Source organism: Nonomuraea sp. NPDC046570 (assembly GCF_040645915.1).
GTDB lineage: Bacteria > Actinomycetota > Actinomycetes > Streptosporangiales > Streptosporangiaceae > Nonomuraea.
The window spans coordinates 1-18,274 of sequence record NZ_JBEYZF010000002.1 but is presented as its reverse complement, the minus strand read 5'-3'; the positions used below and the strand labels follow the sequence as shown (position 1 = coordinate 18,274).

At 70.2% G+C, this 18,274-nt stretch carries 17 protein-coding genes and 1 tRNA gene; 10 read left to right on the top strand and 8 right to left on the bottom strand.

Annotated elements, in window-relative coordinates:
- Positions 1 to 447, bottom strand: coding sequence for a TIGR02611 family protein (locus ABZ911_RS03640; RefSeq protein WP_358051489.1), 447 nt, complete (start codon positions 445 to 447; stop codon positions 1 to 3).
- Between the two features lie 122 nt (positions 448 to 569).
- Between ABZ911_RS03640 and ABZ911_RS03635 the strand changes: the two genes are divergently transcribed.
- The 4 genes from ABZ911_RS03635 (at position 570) to ABZ911_RS03620 (ending at position 4,509) form a co-directional block, all read left to right on the top strand.
- Positions 570 to 1,466 (top strand): aryldialkylphosphatase, encoded by an 897-nt coding sequence (locus tag ABZ911_RS03635; protein WP_358051487.1) that lies wholly within the window; start codon positions 570 to 572, stop codon positions 1,464 to 1,466.
- Positions 1,467 to 1,648: 182 nt separating this feature from the next.
- The gene (locus ABZ911_RS03630) at positions 1,649 to 2,824 is read left to right on the top strand and encodes an ROK family protein (RefSeq protein ID WP_358051485.1); all 1,176 of its coding nucleotides are present in this window, start codon (positions 1,649 to 1,651) and stop codon (positions 2,822 to 2,824) included.
- Positions 2,825 to 2,884: 60 nt separating this feature from the next.
- Positions 2,885 to 3,856 carry a histidine kinase gene (locus tag ABZ911_RS03625; RefSeq protein ID WP_358051483.1) on the top strand — a complete coding sequence of 324 codons (972 nt, stop codon included), beginning with the start codon at positions 2,885 to 2,887 and terminating at the stop codon, positions 3,854 to 3,856.
- Positions 3,853 to 4,509 (top strand): response regulator transcription factor, encoded by a 657-nt coding sequence (locus ABZ911_RS03620; protein ID WP_358051481.1) that lies wholly within the window; start codon positions 3,853 to 3,855, stop codon positions 4,507 to 4,509. The genes ABZ911_RS03625 and ABZ911_RS03620 overlap by 4 nt, the downstream gene beginning before the upstream one ends.
- Positions 4,510 to 4,512: 3 nt before the next feature.
- Here the strand turns inward: ABZ911_RS03620 and secY are convergent, their stop codons facing one another.
- Together secY and ABZ911_RS03610 are read right to left on the bottom strand one after the other, a co-directional pair.
- Positions 4,513 to 5,811, bottom strand: coding sequence for a preprotein translocase subunit SecY (secY, locus tag ABZ911_RS03615; RefSeq protein WP_358051479.1), 1,299 nt, complete (start codon positions 5,809 to 5,811; stop codon positions 4,513 to 4,515).
- A gap of 230 nt (positions 5,812 to 6,041) precedes the next feature.
- On the bottom strand, positions 6,042 to 6,263 hold the full coding sequence (locus ABZ911_RS03610) for a DUF6158 family protein (RefSeq protein ID WP_358051477.1): 222 nt from the start codon (positions 6,261 to 6,263) through the stop codon (positions 6,042 to 6,044).
- 104 nt (positions 6,264 to 6,367) lie between these two features.
- On the opposite strand from ABZ911_RS03610, the gene ABZ911_RS03605 reads away from it, so the two are divergent.
- The 4 genes from ABZ911_RS03605 (at position 6,368) to ABZ911_RS03590 (ending at position 10,664) form a co-directional block, all read left to right on the top strand.
- The gene (locus tag ABZ911_RS03605) at positions 6,368 to 7,300 is read left to right on the top strand and encodes a LysR family transcriptional regulator (protein ID WP_358051475.1); all 933 of its coding nucleotides are present in this window, start codon (positions 6,368 to 6,370) and stop codon (positions 7,298 to 7,300) included.
- Between the two features lie 84 nt (positions 7,301 to 7,384).
- Positions 7,385 to 8,851, top strand: a complete 1,467-nt coding sequence (locus ABZ911_RS03600) for a S1 family peptidase (RefSeq protein ID WP_358051473.1) — start codon at positions 7,385 to 7,387, stop codon at positions 8,849 to 8,851.
- Between the two features lie 84 nt (positions 8,852 to 8,935).
- Positions 8,936 to 9,970: an LLM class flavin-dependent oxidoreductase gene (locus ABZ911_RS03595; protein ID WP_358051471.1), complete on the top strand. Its 1,035-nt coding sequence runs from the start codon at positions 8,936 to 8,938 to the stop codon at positions 9,968 to 9,970.
- Between the two features lie 73 nt (positions 9,971 to 10,043).
- Positions 10,044 to 10,664: a hypothetical protein gene (locus ABZ911_RS03590; protein WP_358051470.1), complete on the top strand. Its 621-nt coding sequence runs from the start codon at positions 10,044 to 10,046 to the stop codon at positions 10,662 to 10,664.
- 18 nt (positions 10,665 to 10,682) lie between these two features.
- On the opposite strand, the gene ABZ911_RS03585 is transcribed toward ABZ911_RS03590, so the two are convergent.
- The 3 genes from ABZ911_RS03585 to ABZ911_RS03575 form a co-directional block, all read right to left on the bottom strand.
- A complete protein-coding gene (locus ABZ911_RS03585) occupies positions 10,683 to 11,558 on the bottom strand; it encodes a hypothetical protein (protein WP_358051468.1) in 876 nt (291 codons plus the stop codon).
- A gap of 2 nt (positions 11,559 to 11,560) precedes the next feature.
- Positions 11,561 to 11,767, bottom strand: coding sequence for a hypothetical protein (locus ABZ911_RS03580; protein WP_358051466.1), 207 nt, complete (start codon positions 11,765 to 11,767; stop codon positions 11,561 to 11,563).
- Positions 11,768 to 11,921: 154 nt separating this feature from the next.
- Entirely contained in the window at positions 11,922 to 12,446 is a 525-nt protein-coding gene (locus ABZ911_RS03575) for a histidine phosphatase family protein (RefSeq protein ID WP_358051464.1), read from the bottom strand.
- Positions 12,447 to 12,539: 93 nt separating this feature from the next.
- Here ABZ911_RS03575 and ABZ911_RS03570 point away from each other — a divergent pair.
- Positions 12,540 to 12,613: transfer RNA gene (locus ABZ911_RS03570), tRNA-Ile, on the top strand.
- Between the two features lie 428 nt (positions 12,614 to 13,041).
- Here ABZ911_RS03570 and ABZ911_RS03565 read toward each other — a convergent pair.
- The gene (locus ABZ911_RS03565) at positions 13,042 to 14,637 is read right to left on the bottom strand and encodes a tyrosine-type recombinase/integrase (RefSeq protein ID WP_358051462.1); all 1,596 of its coding nucleotides are present in this window, start codon (positions 14,635 to 14,637) and stop codon (positions 13,042 to 13,044) included.
- A 1,416-nt stretch (positions 14,638 to 16,053) separates the two neighbouring features.
- Here ABZ911_RS03565 and ABZ911_RS03560 point away from each other — a divergent pair.
- Positions 16,054 to 16,401 (top strand): hypothetical protein, encoded by a 348-nt coding sequence (locus tag ABZ911_RS03560; RefSeq protein ID WP_358051460.1) that lies wholly within the window; start codon positions 16,054 to 16,056, stop codon positions 16,399 to 16,401.
- Positions 16,402 to 16,679: 278 nt separating this feature from the next.
- On the opposite strand, the gene ABZ911_RS03555 is transcribed toward ABZ911_RS03560, so the two are convergent.
- Positions 16,680 to 18,056 (bottom strand): IS1380 family transposase, encoded by a 1,377-nt coding sequence (locus tag ABZ911_RS03555; RefSeq protein WP_358051458.1) that lies wholly within the window; start codon positions 18,054 to 18,056, stop codon positions 16,680 to 16,682.
- Positions 18,057 to 18,274: the final 218 nt, after the last annotated feature.

The following is an 18,274-nucleotide window of genomic DNA, read 5'->3' as shown; positions in this document are numbered from 1 at the left end:
TCAGGACAGGTGGAGCAGCTTCATGGTCTCGACGACGATGTCGATGCCCAGGGTCAGCTTCGTCACCGCGTAGATGATCGCGCCGGCGGCGGCGAGGGTCACCAGGAGCACGATGATGCGGATCGTCCAGCCCTGGCGTTTGTACCACTCTGTCCACCGGTGGAGGACGCTCTTGCCGAACTCCAGCACCTTGTGCGCCCAGTGGAACTCCGTCGCGAGCACCGCGAGACCGGCGAACACGACCAGCCATCCGGGGCCGGGGAACGGCACCATGATGAGGCCGCCGATGACCATCACGGCGCCGATCACGCCGATGACGATCTTCAGTGTGAGGGCGCCGGAGCGGGTGGAGCGGACGCCGTCGAGCCAGCCGTGAATGCCGGAACGCCGCGCAGCCTCGTCCTTGAGCTGGTCGGCGTCCCCGGTCTCGGAGTTCTGAATGGGCATCCTCCCAGGATAGGACCGGGCGCGGAGCGGGGAATCGGCCATTTGACTGACACTCTGCCGGGATAAAGTAAAACTTCCCGCTTGAAGTGGCCTTTTGCCAGTAAATCCGGTTAATGTCGTCCATGCCCGAGGTCCTGATTCGTACTGTCACCGGTCACGTCCGCGTCGACGCGCTGGCCGGTGCCGTTCTCCCGCACGAGCACCTGCGCACCGACATGCGCTGGGCGGTCGGCATCGACTCCGACCCGTACCGGTGGCTCGACGAGGAGACCAGCGTCTCCGCCGAGCTGCGCGAAATGCGCCAGAGTGACGACCTCGGCCTGGTCATCGACCTCACCTGCCTGGGGATGGGCCGCGACGCCGCCTCCCTGGCCCGCATCGCCGCCGGCAGCCGCGTTCCCGTCGTCGCCTCGACCGGGCTGTTCGCCGAGCCGTTCACGCACGTCGGCGACGGCGACGTGGACTCGCTGTACCGGACGCTCATGGAGGAGATCACCTCCGGGCTGGACGGGACCGGCGTCCTGCCCGGCGTCATCGGCGAGGTGGGCGCCTGGGGCGCCGAGCCCACACCCGCCGAGGAGCGCTGCCTCGTCGTGGCCGCCCGCGCCTCGGTGTCGTCGCGCCTCCCGGTCGCCACGTACGGCCAGGACGGGCTCGGCCTGCTGGAGATCCTGCTCGGCGAGGGACTGCCCGCCTCGCGGGTCAGCGTCGGGTGCGCGGAGCTCGCGATGGCCAGGAAGATCGCCGAGGCCGGGGCGTACGTGAGCCTCGGGTCGCTGGGACTCGGGGCCTCCTCGGCGGCGCGCGTGGCGCTCGGGCTGATCGAGGAAGGTCACGCGGACCGGTTGCTGCTCAGCACCGGGATCTCCCGGGTGGCCCACCTGCAGCGGTACGACGGAGCGGGCTACTCGCACCTGTTCAGGACCCTGCTGCCCCGGCTGCGGGAGGCGGGGACCCCGGAGGAGACGATCCGCTCGATCACCCACACGAACCCCCTGCGCTGGCTGACCAACGCCTGACCCCGGGCGCGTTTCCCCACCTCACCCCCGCCGCTCGAATGGCCGGTCCGCGAGCGATTCCCCGCGAATGGGAGTACCTTTCGCAGGGATCACACGCAGTCGTTATGCCGGTCGTCAGACAGAAGTGTGATTCAATCCGACATATCGCACTTTGTGGTGGCCGGCGGGGAAGGACCAGTGGGGTGCTGAGTGAACAGAGCGGGCCCGTCGCCGGAGCCGGGGCGCTGCTGGCGATCCTGCGCGACGGGCAGGCGCGGACCAGGGCCGAGCTGGTCCAGCTCACCGGCCTCGCCAGGTCCACCGTGTCGCAACGCCTTGACCTCCTGCTGAACCACCGCTGGATCGTCCCCGCCGACGACGCCATCTCCTCGGGCGGGCGCCCGGCCGTGGCGTTCGCGTTCAACCACGCCGCCCGCGTCGTCCTGTCCGCCGACCTCGGCGCCACCCACGCCAGGGTCGCGGTGATCGACCTCGGCACCACCGTCCTCGCCGAGCGCACCGCCGACCTGCCGATAGAGCGGGGCCCGGTGCCGACGCTCGAATGGCTGGTCGAGACGTTCACCGACCTGCTCGCCGAGACGGGACACGGCCTGGACCAGGTCTGCGGCGTCGGCGTCGGACTGCCGGGCCCGGTCGAGCACGCGTCCGGGCGGCCGATCAACCCGCCGATAATGCCGGGCTGGGACGGCTTCCCCGTCCCCGACTGGCTGGGCGAACGGCTCGGCGCGACCGTGCTGGTCGACAACGACGTGAACATCATGGCGCTGGGCGAGCACTGGGCGGCCAGGCCGGAGGCCGACCAACTGGTGTTCGTCAAGATCGGCACCGGGATCGGCTGCGGCATCATCTCCGACCGGCGGCTGCACCGGGGCGCGCAGGGCGCGGCGGGTGACATCGGGCACGTCCGCGTGTCGTCGGCCGCCGACGTGGTCTGCCGCTGCGGCAACACCGGCTGCCTGGAGGCCGTGGCCGGCGGCGGCGCGGTCGCGGCCAGGCTCACCGAGACCGGGGTGCCCGCCGAGAACAGCCGCGACGTGGTGAACCTGGTCAGGTCGGGCAACACGCAGGCCGTACAACTGATCAGGCAGGCCGGGCGGGAGGTCGGCGACGTGCTGGCCTCCATCGTGAACTTCTTCAACCCGGCCGTGATCGTGATCGGCGGCGACATCGCGGAGGCGGGCGAGCATGTGCTGGCCGGAGTACGCGAGGTGATCTACAGCCGGTCGCTGCCGCTGGCCACCCAGCACCTCGGCATCCGCACCAGCGAGCTGGGCGACCGCGCGGGAGTGATCGGCGCGGCGGTGATGGTGATCGAGCACGTCCTGTCCCCCGGCGCGGTCGACCGGTCCGTCCGCTGACCCTCCGGCCGCTTCCGGAGGCGAACGACTGAAGGGGAAACTGGCTAGAATCGATCTACTGTGACCGATCCGCCGCCCCACCCGATCCGCCGCCTGTGGGACCGCCTGAGCGACCTGCCGGTGGTCTTCATCCTGGTGTGGGCCGGCTGGCTCGCGGTCCCCTGGTCCCTCCACGGCCTGGCCCAGTCCCGCACCGCCACCGCCCCGCCCCACGACCTCCCCGCCAAGCCCCTCACTCCCTCCCTCCTCCCCGCTCCGGCCACCTCCCTTCCCGCCGCGACGCTGGCGGTTCTCGGCGCTCCGCCCTCCACGACGGTCGCCGGAGTCACGGACTCGGACGGGGATGCCGGTGGGCACGCGACGGTGGAGTTCATCGCGCGGGAGCGGGCCAGGATCGCCGGTGAGGTGCACGACGCGGCGGGGCATGGACTGGCGGCCATCGCCATGCAGGCGGGTATCGCCCTGCTGATGCTGGAGGAGAACCCCGCCCAGGCCCGCGAGTCGCTTCAGGCGATCCGCGACACGAGCACCCAGGCCCTGGCCCACCTGCGCACCGCCCTCGACGCCATGGACCCGGCCCGCGCGACCTTCGACGGGGCTGCCGTGGACACCGCGCATCCCACACGAACCGGCGAGGAGGACCTTCCCCGGCTCATCGACGGGATTCGGGCCGCCGGGCTGCGGGTCGACCTGGAGCCCGCGGTGCCGCGCGTGCCCGCGCACCTGCGGGGCACCGTGTACCGGGTGGTGCGCGAGTCGCTGACGAACGTCCTGCGGCACGCGGGTGCGACGCGGGCCCTGGTCAGGGTGGCCAACGATCCGTGCGAGTTCGTGCTGGAGGTCGCCGACAGCGGCCGGGCCGCGGGCGGCGCGTGGAGCCAGGAGGGCGACGGGCCTCAGCGGGCCGGTTCGGGGCGGGGGCTGGTGGGGATGCGAGCCAGGGTGGTGGCGGCGGGCGGCGACTTCCACGCGGGCCCCCGCGAGGAGGGCGGGTTCGAGGTCAGGGCCCGGTTCCCGCGAGGCTGCGCGTGAGCGCCCGGGTACGGGTCGCGATCGCCGACGACCAGGCCGTCGTCCGCATGGGCCTGCGGGCGCTCATCGAGCGTGAAGGGGATCTGGAGTTCGCCGGGGAGGCGGGCGACGGGCTGGGCGCGCTGGCGCTCGTCCGGTCCGCCAAGCCCGACGTGCTGCTGCTCGACATCCGGATGCCGGGCATGGACGGCGTCGAGACCCTGCGGGCGATCGCCGCCGATCCGGAGCTGCGCGGGGCCCGGGTGGTGGTGGTGACCACGTTCGCGGTCGACGAGTACGTCTTCGCCGCGCTCCAGGCGGGAGCCAGCGGTTTCGTGCTCAAGGACAGCGCCCCGGACGAGCTGGTCAACGCGATCAGGGTGGTCGCCGCGGGCGAGGCGCTGCTGTCGCCGTCGATCACCAAGAAGGTCATCGGCAGGTTCGGCGGCCACGATCTGACACCGGTGGCGGGGCTCGACACGCTGACGCCGCGCGAGCGGGAGATGGTCTCCTGGGTGGCGACGGGCCGCTCGAACGCCGAGATCGCCCGGGAGCTGGTGATCAGCCCGGAGACGGTGCGCACGCATGTGAGCCGGGCGATGGTCAAGCTGCACGCCCGCGACCGGGCCCAGCTCGTCGTCTTCGCGGTCCGCGCGGGCCTGACCGTCCCGTAGCGCCTACTTCCGCAGGAAGCCTTCGTAGTTGCGCTGCTGGAGCTGGGACTCGATCTGCTTGACCGTGTCCAGGCCCACCCCGACCATGATCAGGACGGTCGCCCCGCCGAACGGGAAGTTCTGCAGGCTGGACGGGTCGCGCAGGAGGACGAACACGATGGTCGGGATCAGCGAGAGCACGCCCAGGTAGAAGGCGCCGGGGGCGGTGAGCCGGGACAGGATGTAGCGCAGGTACCCGGCGGTGGGCCGCCCCGGCCGGATCCCCGGCACGAACCCGCCGTACCGCTTCATGTTGTCGGCCACCTCGTCGGGATTGAAGGTGATCGACACGTAGAAGTAGGTGAACCCGACGATCAACAGAAAGTACGTCGCCATGTAGACGGGATGGTCGCCGCTGACCAGGTAGGTGGCGATCCAGGACGCGACCGGCCCGGTGCCGCCCGTCAGGGAGGTGGCCAGTTGCGGCAGGTACAGCAGCGAGGAGGTGAAGATGACCGGGATGATGCCCGCCTGGTTGACCTTGAGCGGCAGGTAGGTGGCGGTCCCGCCGTACATGCGCCTGCCGACCATGCGCTTGGCGTACTGCACGGGCACCCGCCGCTGCGCCTGCTCCATGAACACCACGGCCGCGACCAGGAAGACCCCGGCGAACAGCATGACGGCCAGCGCGAACGGCGACAGCACGAAGATGTTGGACAGGTAGGACGGGAACACCGCCACCACCTGGGTGAAGATCAGGATGGACATGCCGTTCCCGATGCCCTTGTCGGTGACGAGCTCGCCCAGCCACATGACGACGGCGGTGCCGGCCACCAGGGTGAGCACCAGGACCAGGACGGTCAGCAGGCTGTCGTCGCGCAGCAGCCGTTCGGCGCAGCCCGGGAAGATCTGCCCGGTGCGGGCCAGCGACACGACGGCGGTGGCGTTGATGACGGCCAGGCCGATGGTCAGGTACCGGGTGTACTGCGTGATCCTGGTCTGCCCGGCCTGCCCTTCCTTCCTGAGCGACTCCAGCCGTGGGACGACCACGGCCAGCAGCTGGATCACGATGCTGGCGGTGATGTACGGCATGACCCCCAGCGCGAACACCGACAGCTTCAGCATCGCTCCCCCGCTGAACAGCTGCACCATGTCGACCAGCCCGCCACTGGCCCCGGCCAGGCAGCGCCGTACCCCCTCGACGTCCACCCCCGGCGACGGCAGGATCTGGCCGAGCCGGAACAGCGCGATGACGCCCAGCGTGAACAGCAGTTTCCTACGGAGTTCCGGCACGCGGAAGGCGCGGACGAGCACGGTCAGCATGCGGCGAGTCTGGCCGGGTTCGCGCGCCCTGCCATCCGCGGGCGAGCGGCTCCGGTGTACGCGGATCCGCGTACCGGCGCGGTAGAAAGGGAGGCAAGCCGGCCGGCTTCGACGGCTATCTGAGGGCGATCAGGGTGGACGAGCTGGTCGACAACCGGCCGGAGGCGCCGCCTGTGGCGGAGCAGCTCAAGGCACTCGGCACTCCTCGCCCCCGGCCTTCGTGATCCCCGTCAGCGCATCCGCGCGCCCTCCCGCAGCCGCCCCGGGTCGATGTCGCGTTCGGGGTGGCGGCGCAGGTACTCCGACTCCAGCTCGTTGGTGCGTGAGGTGTGCGTGGCCAGGGCTTCGTCGGGACCGTGCATGAGCGCCTCGGTCCGCGTGGCGTGCAGATGCCGCAGCTCGCGCAGCAGGTCCTCTTCCGGCAATGCCTTCGGATCGATTCCCATCGTCATGTACAGCCTCTACCCAGCTACGGTGGAACGGTCCCGACTATTTATGTCAGATTTCCTGACTTATGGCCATTGCCGGGACAGCAGCGTGGTCCTACCTTCCGGGTATGGACCTCGAGCTCCGGCACCTCAAGATCGTCCGGGCGGTCGCGGAGTCTGGCAGTGTCACCAAGGCCGCCACCAGGCTGGGAGTCGCGCAGCCCGCGCTGACCGCCCAACTCAAGCGCATCGAGCGCGTGCTCGGCGGCACGCTCTTCGAACGCGACCGCACCGGCGCACGCCCCACCCCGCTCGGCGAGCTGGTGCTCTCCCGAGCCAGGGTGCTGCTTCCCGCCGCCCAGGAACTCCAGGCCGAGGCGAGGCGGTTCGCCAACACCCACGCCTCCGGCTTCCGCATCGGCGCCACCAACGGCCCCATCCTCGGCGGCCTGGTCGACCGGCTGGCCACCGACCGGCCGGTCACCACCTTCACCTCCTGGTCGGCCACCGAGCTGGCCACCATGGCCGCGCACGGCAGGCTCGACTACGTGCTGGTCGGCGCCTGCGGCGACGGCGGGCCCGTGGTGGACACGATCGACTGGGTCACGGTGAGCGCCGACCCCGTCTTCGTGCTGCTCGGCCAGGAGCATCCGCTGGCCGCGGAGAAGGAACTGGACCTGGCCGAGCTGGCCGACGAGCAGTGGGCGGTGACGCCGGGCGACGGCTGCTTCGCCGACTGCTTCGCCGCCGCCTGCGCCCGCGCCGGCTTCACCCCCAGGACCATGTACGAGACCGACGTGGCCACCTGCACCCACCTGGCCAGGGTGGGCCGCGCGGTGGTGCTGTGCCAGGCCACCCACCAGGGCGCCGACGGCCTGGTGATGGTGCCGCTCACCGGCGCGCCGCTGCGCTGGCGCCAGCTCCTCGGCCGCCACCCCAGCGCGCCCGCCGCCCCCTGGGTGGCGGCGTGCGCCAAGGACGCCCACGCGGACGCGGTACGGCGCAGCCCCGTCTACCGCGACTGGCTGGCACGCAACGCCAGCTTCGGCACCGCCCCATAACACCGCGATAGGGGGAAAGTGATAGCTCCCCAATCACTGGGAGTGCCATTACGGTGACGGCACCCCCAGCAACGAGGAGACCCCATGCTTCGCAGCCGAGCGCTGGCCGTGCTCGCGGCCGGCGCGTTAGCACTGACGGCCGCTCCCGCCGTCGCCCAGACCACCACCGCCACCTCGTCGGTCAAGCCGCCCCCCGGCATGGTCGAGGCGATCCAGCGCGACCTCGGCCTCACCAAGGAGCAGGTGCTCAACCGCCTGGTCAGCGAGCAGCGGGCCGGCCGTACCGCCCCGGCGCTCGGCAAGCGGCTCGGCGCGGACTTCGCCGGCGCCTGGGTGACCGGACCCGAGAGCGCCCTGGTCGTCGCCACCGTCGACAGCGCCGACACCGCGGGCATCGCCGCGGCGGGCGCCCAGGCCAAGGTCGTCAAGCATTCGCTCAGCAGCCTCTCGGCCACCAAGGAGGCGCTGGACAAGGCGTCGGCGAGCGCGCCGAAGACCGCCCCCGTCTGGTACGTCGACGTCGTCACCAACAGCGTCGTGGTGCTGTCCTCCGCGCCCGCCGACGCCGAGGCGTGGGTGGCGGCCAGCGGCGTGGACAGGACGGCCGTCAGGGTCGAGCAGTCGGCCGAGCAGCCGGTCGCGCTGTACGACGTGCGCGGCGGCGACGCCTACTACATCGGCAGCGGCAGCCGCTGCTCGGTCGGCTTCTCCGTCACCAAGGCCGGCACCCCCGGCGGCTTCGTCACCGCCGGGCACTGCGGCACCGTCGGCCAGACCACCCGCGGCCACAACCAGGTCGCCCAGGGCGTCTTCCGCGGCTCGTCGTTCCCCGGCAACGACTACGCCTGGGTCGAGGTCAACTCCCAGTGGACGCCGGTGGGCGTGGTGAACGGCTACAGCGCCGGCATCATCCCGGTCGGCGGCTCGACCGTCGCCACGGTCGGCTCGGCCGTCTGCCGCTCCGGGTCCACCACCCAGTGGCACTGCGGCACGATCCAGCAGCTCAACACCAGCGTCACCTACTCCCAGGGCACGATCTACGAGGTCACCAGGACCAACGTGTGCGCCGAGCCCGGCGACTCCGGCGGCTCGTTCATCTCCGGCAGCCAGGCGCAGGGCGTCACCTCGGGCGGGTCGGGCACCTGCTCCTCCGGTGGCACGACCTACTTCCAGCCGGTCAACGAGATCCTCTCCGCCTACGGCCTCACCCTGGTCACCAGCGGCGGCCCGCCGCCCACCGGGTGCGACAACTCCGCCGAGACCTACAGCGGCTCGCTGACCTCGAACCAGAGCCAGTACCAGCCGAACAACTCCTACTACCAGTCGACCGCCTCCGGCACCCACTCCGGCTGCCTCGACGGGCCGAACGGCGCCGACTACGACCTGTACCTGCAGAAGTGGAACGGCTCCTCCTGGGCGGTCGTCGCCAAGGGCGACAGCCCCAACGCGGACGAGACGCTCAGCTACAGCGGCACCGCGGGCTTCTACCGCTACCGCGTGCACGCCTACAGCGGCTCGGGCACCTACACCCTCGGGGTGACCCGCCCGTAGCGCGGCACGGCGCCGCCGTCCCCGCGGGCGGCGGCGCTTCGCCGTACCCGGAATATCGCCCGCGACCAGCCGGTTGTCGCCTGGGTGAGCGACGAGATCCGTGGCCTCGCCCGTGGCGAGGCCGAAGTCCCCCTGTCCGTGCTCGACCTGGCCACCGTCAGCGCGGGCGACACGCCCACCCAGGCGCTGAACACCAGCACCGAGCTGGTACGGCGGGCCGAGGCGTGGGGCTACCACCGCTACTGGGTCGCCGAGCACCACGGCATGCCGAGCGTCGCCAGTTCCTCCCCCGCCGTCCTGATCGCCCACCTGGCCGCCTCCTCACGGACGATCAGGGTCGGCTCCGGCGGGGTGATGCTGCCCAACCACGCCCCGCTGATCGTCGCCGAGCAGTTCGGCACCCTGCACGCGCTCCACCCCGGCCGCATCGACCTGGGCCTCGGCCGCGCCCCCGGCACCGACCAGGCGACCGCCCGCGCGCTGCGCCGCGGCGACGCCGACGCCTTCCCCGAGGAGGTCGCCGACCTGACCCGCTTCATGGACGGCTCCTTCCCCGACGACCACCCGTACGCCCGCATCCAGGCCATTCCGCGCGGCGCCGACCGCCCGCCGGTGTGGCTGCTCGGGTCCAGCGGGTTCAGCGCCCAGCTCGCCGCTCTGCTCGGGCTGCCGTTCGCGTTCGCGCACCACTTCAGCGCCGCCCACACCGAGCCCGCCCTGGAGCTGTACCGCACCACGTTCCGGCCCTCGCCGTGGCTGGACAAGCCGTACGCCATGATCGGCGTCAGCGCCGTCGCCGCCGACACCGGCGCCGAGGCGCTGCGCCTGGCCAGGACGCTCGCCCTCGCCATGCTCCGGCTGCGCAGCGGCCGGCCCGGCCCCGTGCCCTCCCCGGAGGAGGCCGAGAACCACCCCTACTCCGGCTACGAGAGCGCGTTCGTCGAGGACTGGCTCTCCAACGTGGTGATCGGCGACGGCCCCGCCGTCCGCGCCGGCCTGACCGCCCTGCGCGACCGCACCCAGGCCGACGAACTGATGATCACCACCGGCGTGTACGGCGGCGCCAACCGCATCCGCTCCTACGAGCTGATCGCCAAGGCCTTTGCCCTGACCCCCTGACCCTCGCATCCCGGGGTTTCCTCAGGGGCGATCACCGATGAAGCCGGGTGGCGCTTCGGGGCAAGGTGGGGCCATGAACCCGCCCTCGCGCCTCGCCGCGCTCTCCTATACCGCGGCCCCCGCCGCCTTCCTCGGCGGCTGGCTGCTCATGCGGCCCATCGGCGGCGACGCCGTGCCGGGCCCGTGGTGGACCGCGGCGCACGCCGTGTGGCTGCTGGCCTTCCTGATGTTCGGCGTCCTGGTCGTCGAACTGTGGCGGCGGACGGGCCGGGGCGGCAAGACCGGTGTCGCCGCCGGTGTGGCGGCCGGGCTCGCGCTGCTGAGCGTCGCCGCGAACCTCACCCAGCTGGGCATCGATCTGGTCGCCGGTCTCACCTCGGCGGACGGACAGGCGATGCACGCGCTGTTCGACCGGGTTCAGGGGTATCCGGGGGTGGAGGTCGCGGCCGTGGGCGCGCAGTTGTTCCTGCCCGCGCTGCTCGCCCTGGCCGTGATCATGGCGGTGCGGGGGCGGGCCGCCCCGCTGAGCGCGGCCGTGGTCGGGGTCGGCGGGGTGGTGCTGGCCGTGGCCACACTGGCCGTCGGCAGGAACTCGCCGCTGGTGGCGGCCGGCATCTCCCTCATGTGGCTGGGCACCCTGCTACTCGGCAGAGACGACGACCGCGCCCTGAGCGCCGCCCCCTCCCGGCCCTAGCTGTACTGCCCTGAGAGGTTAGGTACACGGCTGGCCGGCGGGCTTCGCCGTCGGCGCCCAGCGCCGCCTCGCGTCCGCGCATGTGCACGCGAGGCGGCGCTGGGCGCCTCGCGTGCACATGCGCGCGGAGCCGTTAGTTAGTACTTCGTTAGGTTGGTTCTGGTGATGTTCTGGCCGGGCACCACCGGCCTGATCCGCGGGCCGGTGCGGGGGATGCTTCGCGCAGCGGGCCTTGGCGTTGGCGACGAACACGGCCTCCTCGGCCCTCCACCGCTCGTCCTCGGCCAGGTGCCGCGCGGCCACCTCAGGACAGAGCAGCCCCAACGTCTCGTCCGTCAGGTACGGCATGCCGGTCTCGGCCAGGACCCGGTCCATCGTCCTCTCGTTGCCGCGCACGCTCATCGCGCACAGCCTCCTGCCGAAGGCCGTCAGCGCGGTGTCCGGCAGGTCTGCGGACCGCGAGGAGGACAACGTGACGCGGGCGGCGCAGAGGAAGGCGGCCTGGCGGTCCTGCTCGACGGGCGGATACCCCTCGTCGGGGAACCTGGTCACCTTTCCGGCCGCCGTGTCGCCGGTGTGCAGGGCGAGCATCAGGAGGGCGGCGTCAGCCGTACGGAAGACCAAAGTATGCGGGGAGGGATGCCGTACCAGCACCGCGACGAGGATAAGCAGCCCGGGGACGAGGTCCAGGACGCTCCGGAGGGCGTTCCCGCCGAAGAACGGCGTCCAGGCCGACTCGCAGGCCTGATCCGCCGCCAGGTCCACCGCCGTGAGCGCCCGCGGTGGAGCGCCCGCCGGACCCGCCAGCAGGCCGCCCTGCATGGCCGTGCACGACGCGGTCCCCGCAAGCAGCCCGGCGGCGAGGCCGCTGGCGAACAGGACGGCCGGCTGCACGCTCAGCGGGCGAGCGCCAGGTCGTCCAGCTCACCCCGAGCGCCGCCGGCCACCCCGCCGCCCTCCCTCAGCGCGGCAGCCCCCTGCGCATGAGCAACGCATTCGGCCACGACGTACACCGGGGCGGGCACCGGGGCGAGCACTGGGGCGGGCGCCGCCAGGGTGAGATCGACGTACGGCATGAACCCGGGGCAGGATGCCTCGACCATGAACGCGAAGCCTTCGGTGTGGGCAACATCCCCTCCTTGCCGTGCTCCTTGACCAGGCTGGCCGTGCGCGCGGTGGTGCGGCTGAGGAGGTAGAGGACCACAGTCCAGACGAAGGCCGTCCCCCATAAGACCAGCCGCAATATAGGGCGAAACCTTATATGTCGTACTCCCAGCCCGGCTGCCAGTTGAAGGGAGCATCCATCAACTCCTCCAGCACCCTGCCCTCCAACAGGCACTGCAGAGCCCACCGGTTGGCCGAATGCGCCACCACCAGCACCGTCGCCCCCTGGTGCCTCGCCCGCACATCCCGCAGAAACGCCGCCGTCTCCACCACAACCTGCCGGTAGCTCTGCCCGCCCCCCGGCCACGGCACCTCGATGTACTCCCGCCGCAACGGCACCAACTCCGCCACCGGCCTGCCGTTGTACACCCCGTAGTCACACTCCCGCAGCCTCCGGTCCCACACCACCTCCCGCCCCGGAAACGCCACCTCCACCGTCTGCGCGGCCCGCCGCAGATCCGACGAGTAGACGACCTCCACCTCCCGCCGCCGCACACCCAACTTCGCCGCCTCCACCAGCCCCGCGGCCGACAACTCCCCCGGCAGCCAACCGGTGGCGATGCCCGCCTCGTTGTCGGTCGTGATCGAGTGCGCCTCGTAGATCAGCTTCACCACCATGAGACAGACCGTACGCGCTGAGAGAACCCACCAGCGAGGCTTCCGATCTATGCTGGCAAGGGTTCACAGATGTGGGAGACTGCAGATTTGCAAGGGGCGGTAGCTCAGCCGGTCAGAGCATCGGACTCATAATCCGTGGGTCGTGGGTTCAAGTCCCACCCGCCCTACTCTCCAACACCGCGTTCGACCTGGGGTTTCTCAGTTCTCGCCAGCCTTCGATCTCGTTGTTGATCATGGTTGGTTGCTCGGTGGTTGCTCTTGTGTACGGATCGCGTATCGCGGTAGATCATTTAAGCGGCCACCGTCAGCTCAGATCCCAGAGACATCCATCAGAAGATCAAGCAAGCAGGCCTGCTCAGCGTCGCCGGTCAGCGGTGCTCTAATGCGCGGTCAAGCCTTGCCCAAGTCGGCTCGTCTTGCCCACCAGGCCGTTCGTGACCAGCAGACAAAAGATCCGCTGCCTCTCGCGGCGATCCGCTCGGCCGTTCACAGCGCAGGCTAGGAATCGATCGGCTGAGGCTACCTGTGCGATAGCCGCCCAGGGCAAAGACGCAGGCCCGCCGAAGGATCGGCGGGCCTGCCTGGGTTCGGTGGGTCAGGTGGTGCTCTCCCCGGTTTGGGTCGGCAGGGTGATCAGCCGAGCTGTCCGGGCACCCCCGGCTGCGGTGTTGACAAGGGCGGCGGTGGATTCGGCGGCGGCGCGGGCGACCTCGGGGTAGACGCTGGTGTAGGTGTCGCGGGTGAAGGTGGACGACACGTGGCCGAGGGTCTCCTGCACGATCTTCAGATCGACGCCGGCGGCCAGCATCAGCGAGGCGGCCCCGTGGCGGAGGTCGTGGAGCCGCACCGGCGGCAACCCCACCTCGAAGGCCAGCAGGTAGAACTGGTCGCTGACCTGCTGCGGCTGCAGCGGCCGGCCGATCTCATCGGTGAAGGCGAACCCGCTCTCCGTCCAGGCCCCGCCCGCGGCCAGCCGCTCGGCGGCCTGCCGCTTGCGGTGCGCGCGCAGGGCGGTGACGGTATCGGCGTCCAGGGCGATGGTGCGGTCGCTGGCCTCGGTCTTCGGCCTGCCCTGCACCGGCTCCCAGCCCAGCTGGGTGATCTGCCAATGCACCCCGGCCGTCCCGGCGACCAGGTCGACGTCCTTCCAGCGCAGCCCGACCGCCTCACCCCGGCGCAGCCCGCGCAGAGCGATCAGCCGATACAGCGCGAACAGCCGGTGGGCGGCCGCCCGGGCGAGGAAGGCGAACGTGTGCGCGGGCGTCCAGACCATCACCGGCGACGGCCGCGGCGTGGACGCATACACGTTGATCATGCTGGCGCGGCTGAGGCGGGCCCCGCGCCGCTGCTGCTCGGCGGCCAGCCGCTCGTGCAGTTCGCGGTTCCAGTCGGCGACCCGCTCGTCGGTCCATACCAGCGCCTTGGGGCGTTCGGCGTCCGGGAGTTCGACGACCGCGGCCGGGTTGAAGTCGATCAGCCGGTCCTGCTTGATCGCGATGTTCAGCGCGTGGCGGAGGGTGGCGCGGATGCGGTGCATGGTGGCCGGGCCGACCGGCCGCCGGTACCGCACCTTCGCCCGCTGCTCCGAGTCGCCGCTGGCGCGGGCGGAGGTGATGACGTCGTTGAACTCCTCGATCGCATCGAACATCCCCGCCACATCAGACACCCGAAGCCGGTCCATCCGGATGTCGCCCAGATACGGGGTGAAGTACAGGCGGATGTGCGCCTCGTACGAGCGGCGCGTGGTGGCATCGATCTTCCGCTTACGGCGCAGAAACTCTTGCATCCATTCGGCGACCGTGACGGTCGGGTTGAGGTCCTGGCGAGTGCGGACCTTGCGCCGCACCTCTTCCACCGGCGGCAGCGCCTTGGTGTCCTTGAGCGTGGACAGCATCAGCTCGGTGACCTTCCGCTGGACGTGCGGATCCTCATCCAGCGCCAGCAGCGCGCGGGCGTGCTCCAGCTCCGCCTCGACCTCCTCCAGCGTGGCAAAGCCCCGACGGCGCAGCGGGTTACGCCGCCGCCCGTCCGCGTGCGCGGGCAGCTCCAGCTGGTAGGCCCACCGGCCATGGGTACTGCTCCACCACTCCCCGCCGCCACCCGGGCGGCGCAGCTTCGGACAGGCCTTGCCCAGTTTCCTGCCGGTCGCCTCGTCCCGGCAAGAACACGTCTTGAAGGTGGTTCCGTTCATCTGCGCTCTCTCGCCTTTCCTCGTTGGCTGCTGCCGCGTCGTCGCTGCTCGACGACACGCACCCCACGACCGGCTGGGCACGGCACCGTCCATGCAATACGCCCATGCACGACCCGACCGGCGGCCTACCGGCCCAGCGCGTAGGGGCGCGGTCAGCCGCCAGGCGGCCCACAGATGGGTTGCCGTGCCCATGGCCTGACGGCACCCCTGTCGGGCCGCACACGCCTGTGGGCGGCCCGTAGCGGAACACCCACGCGGCCACCGGCTGGCCGGGGCGGTGATATCGACACCCACCTTCACCGCCCGCGTCAAGCAATATCCGCTGGTCACATCCCCGGGCCACGCCCAGGCTCCGCCCGGGCGCACCGTCGTCATGGCTTCACGGAAGGAGGCCGGCCTCACGCAGATGGCCATCCGCTGAATGCATGACGGCTTCCCCGCCGTCGCGACGGCAGAAAGCATGAAGGTTCGGCGAAGCGGCTGGAATGTACGGTCACCATCCTGCGTCCCGATCTGGCGGGCGAACTCATCCCTGTCACTTATCTAAATACCGACCCGAAGGGCCTAGTTAGGACAGCGCGATAGGTCAGCCTTTGGTCAAACCGACATCGGAATCCGCTCCCAGCAGCCCGAGCAACCAACGGCCACACGCGATTTCGAATCCATGACATTCATGGACAAATCGCCGCGATCGTTCTATGCGTGAATGCCCGAATTCAAGATACCTGCGCTAACACTTTCTGAACCCGCGCAACAGCACACGACATTCTCCGGCATGCGAAAACAGAGCTCCGGACTTTTAATCCGTAGGTTCCGGGTTCGAGCCCCGGGCGCCCTACCACCTCATATCCCTTCCGACCTGGGCTTTCTCGATTTTCGACTCTCTTCTGAGAGGCGAAGATGGCCGAGTCGGTGCTCGGAAAGTGCTCTTCGGCACGGGTTCGGCATGACGGCGGCCTAGCATGCGGGCGGCTGTGGGCCACCCGAACCCGGAAGGCAAAGTCAGACCCGCCAGAAGCCCATCGGAAGAGTGCCGCCAACGGGACTGGCGGGCGGTCCGTACCCGGTTCTCCTCCCGGCTCGTCCAAGCACGCTCAAAGTCGCTGGCGACCGAGGCGGCGGCCTATTTCATCCTTCTTGCCCGTTCTGTCGCCTCTGTCATCCGGCAGGTCTGCGGGCGAGCGGCAGAGGGGCGCTGTGCGCCGTTTCGCGACCGGCGACTCATGCGCGGCCCGGCCCGGTAGGTAAAGACAGACCCATCCGAAGCCCATCAGAAGAGTCGCGCGAATGTGACTGGCGGGCAGGCTGCTCCCTGCTTGATCGCAGGCCCGCCCAAGTGCCGATAGAGCCGCTTCGGTCGAGGTGGGCCCTTCATAGTGGCTGCCGTTCTGATCTCCTCTACGGAAGAGAAGCTCAATGATCGTTCGTCTTACCCTGCTCGGAAGTACCGTCCTGGCCCTGCTCGCCACGCCGGCGGCGGCTGCCGTGCCTGCCTCCGGCTGGAGCTTTGAGACCGTCGATGGAAGCGTTCACGTCTCGGCCGATCGCAAGCACATCACTGTGTGTGATGAGAAGGACGACGGCACCAGCGTCAACGCCGAGTACGCCACTTCCATACTCGGCACCTACAAGGTGTCCGACGGCAACGGCCCCCGATCCGGGTGCGGGACCGACAGCACACTCATCTTCCGCATCGACGTCTTCAAGATGTGCATCACCGAGGGTCCCTTCCGGAACTGCCACAGGTCCGTCTGGATCAAGTAACAGTGAGCCATTGTCTGTAACGATCAGGAACGGTGCGTAGTCGTCATCAACCCTCGACGCCCCTGGCCCTCGGGCGGCAGGAAAGCGTAAAGCCCCTGATAGAAGTGGTCTTGTCTAGCCTCGATCTTTCTCGATCTTGATCTGGTCGGCTGAGGGGTTCGGCTGGAGGTCGTTTCCTCGCTGTGGTCAGCGTGGATGCCCGGCTGTCGCGCCGGGTGGGCGGGGTTCCACGGGCCCGCGGGGTGCCCTTTCTGCTCGTGGGGACGGGTTGGTGACGGTCAGGGTGGTGTTGGCAGCGCGTGCAGGCGTGCCAGGGCGGTGATGATCTGGCTGGCCCAGGGCCATCGCGTTGGGATGCGGAGATGCAGGTGGCGGCCTCCGTGCACCAGTCGGCCGGCGACGGTGAGCAGGCGGAGTCGTAGGCGTTTGGGTTCGTAGCGGCGGGCGTCGGTGCCGTGCAGGGCGAGCATCTGCATCCAGGCGGTGAGTTCGCAGGCCAGGGTGACGATCTCGAGCCAGATCTGGTTCTGGGTGAAGTCGTGCAGGGGCAGGTTGCGCAGGCCGGTGTCCTTGGCGGTGCGGATGCGGTCTTCTGCGCGGGCGCGGCGGCGGTGGCGTAGTTCGAGGTCGGCGAGCTGGCCGCCGGGGGTGCCGGTGACGAAGCAGGTGAAGCGGTGTCCGTCGAGGTCGGTGAAGCGCAGCTGGGCGCCGGGGTGTGGGCGTTCCTTGCGGGCGATGACCCGCATGCCCTTGGGCCAGCCGGTCAGCTCCAGCAGGCCGGTGAGTTCGGCGACCCAGGCGCCGGGCCGTACCTGGCGGTCGGCGTCGTAGGCGGGGGTCCAGGCGGTGGCGGGGAGTTTGAGGATCGCCTGGCCGATGTCATCGGTGATGGTGAAGCCGATGGAGTACTTCAGCCATCGTCCAGGGCGGGTCAGCCAGGCGAGGAACTCCCGGGTGCCGCCGCCGGAGTCGGTGCGGATGAGCACGTTGCGCCGCTGGGCGCGGGGTAGCTGGGCCAGGGCGAGCCGGGTGGCCTCGATGTGGTCGGCGGCGGTGTTGGACCCGGCGTTGCCCGCCCGCAACATCAAAGCCAGCGGTTCTCCACCGCTGCCGGGGCCGTGGTCGGCGAAGGCGGTCATCGGGTGGAATCCGTAGCTTTTCTTCCAGGTCGGTGCCGCGTGCTGCTTGTCGGAGTGGGAGATCACGATGGTGGCGTCGAGGTCCACGATGAGCGGCTGGCCGTCGGCTCCTGGGGCGTGCGGCCCGGCCAGGTGCCAGGCGCGTTGGCGGGCGGTGGCCCGGGCGGCGCGGATCGCCGTCAGCGCGCGGGCCGGGTCGGCGGCGAGCCGGTCGATCAGGCGCGAGACCGTCGGGTCGGAGGCTACCGGGCCGTACAGTTCGGATTGGGAGCGCAGCATGGCGATGTCGGCCAGGCAGTCCCCGCCCAGTGCCAGGGTGAGGGCCAGATCGGTGACGATCTTTGCGGGGTCGTGGATAGCGCGGCTGGGCCGCCACCGCTCCAGCCGCTGCGACAGGGCCTTGTCCAGCCCGGTGACGCGCAGCGTCTGCACCAGCAGCAGGCCGCCGGCGTGTGAGACCAGTCCACGGCCATCGGCAGACACAGAGATCTTGCGGCGAGAAGCGGTAGAGTTCACTTGGAAAGTGCCTTCTGATCCGGGGTGGACGGGGCCTTAGACAAGTCCGATCATCCCAGCTCAAGGGCACTTTTCTTATATGAACGATCAGGCCGACTCAAATTCGCCGTGAAAGCCGCAGGCTAGTACGGCAGCCGCCATTTGCTGGATGACCAGGCCAGATTCGCAGCAGGTCGATGTGATCCTGTGATCGGAATCCGATCCAACGAGAACAGCCG

Bases quoted from the DNA above. Each gene is read 5' to 3' on its own strand.
- ABZ911_RS03640 (WP_358051489.1), bottom strand. From the start codon at position 447: ATGCCCATTCAGAACTCCGAGACCGGGGACGCCGACCAGCTCAAGGAC.
- ABZ911_RS03635 (WP_358051487.1), top strand. From the start codon at position 570: ATGCCCGAGGTCCTGATTCGTACTGTCACCGGTCACGTCCGCGTCGAC.
- secY (WP_358051479.1), bottom strand. From the start codon at position 5,811: ATGCTGACCGTGCTCGTCCGCGCCTTCCGCGTGCCGGAACTCCGTAGG.
- ABZ911_RS03610 (WP_358051477.1), bottom strand. From the start codon at position 6,263: ATGACGATGGGAATCGATCCGAAGGCATTGCCGGAAGAGGACCTGCTG.
- ABZ911_RS03605 (WP_358051475.1), top strand. From the start codon at position 6,368: ATGGACCTCGAGCTCCGGCACCTCAAGATCGTCCGGGCGGTCGCGGAG.
- ABZ911_RS03600 (WP_358051473.1), top strand. From the start codon at position 7,385: ATGCTTCGCAGCCGAGCGCTGGCCGTGCTCGCGGCCGGCGCGTTAGCA.
- ABZ911_RS03590 (WP_358051470.1), top strand. From the start codon at position 10,044: ATGAACCCGCCCTCGCGCCTCGCCGCGCTCTCCTATACCGCGGCCCCC.
- ABZ911_RS03580 (WP_358051466.1), bottom strand. From the start codon at position 11,767: ATGGTCGAGGCATCCTGCCCCGGGTTCATGCCGTACGTCGATCTCACC.
- ABZ911_RS03575 (WP_358051464.1), bottom strand. From the start codon at position 12,446: ATGGTGGTGAAGCTGATCTACGAGGCGCACTCGATCACGACCGACAAC.
- ABZ911_RS03565 (WP_358051462.1), bottom strand. From the start codon at position 14,637: ATGAACGGAACCACCTTCAAGACGTGTTCTTGCCGGGACGAGGCGACC.
- ABZ911_RS03560 (WP_358051460.1), top strand. From the start codon at position 16,054: ATGATCGTTCGTCTTACCCTGCTCGGAAGTACCGTCCTGGCCCTGCTC.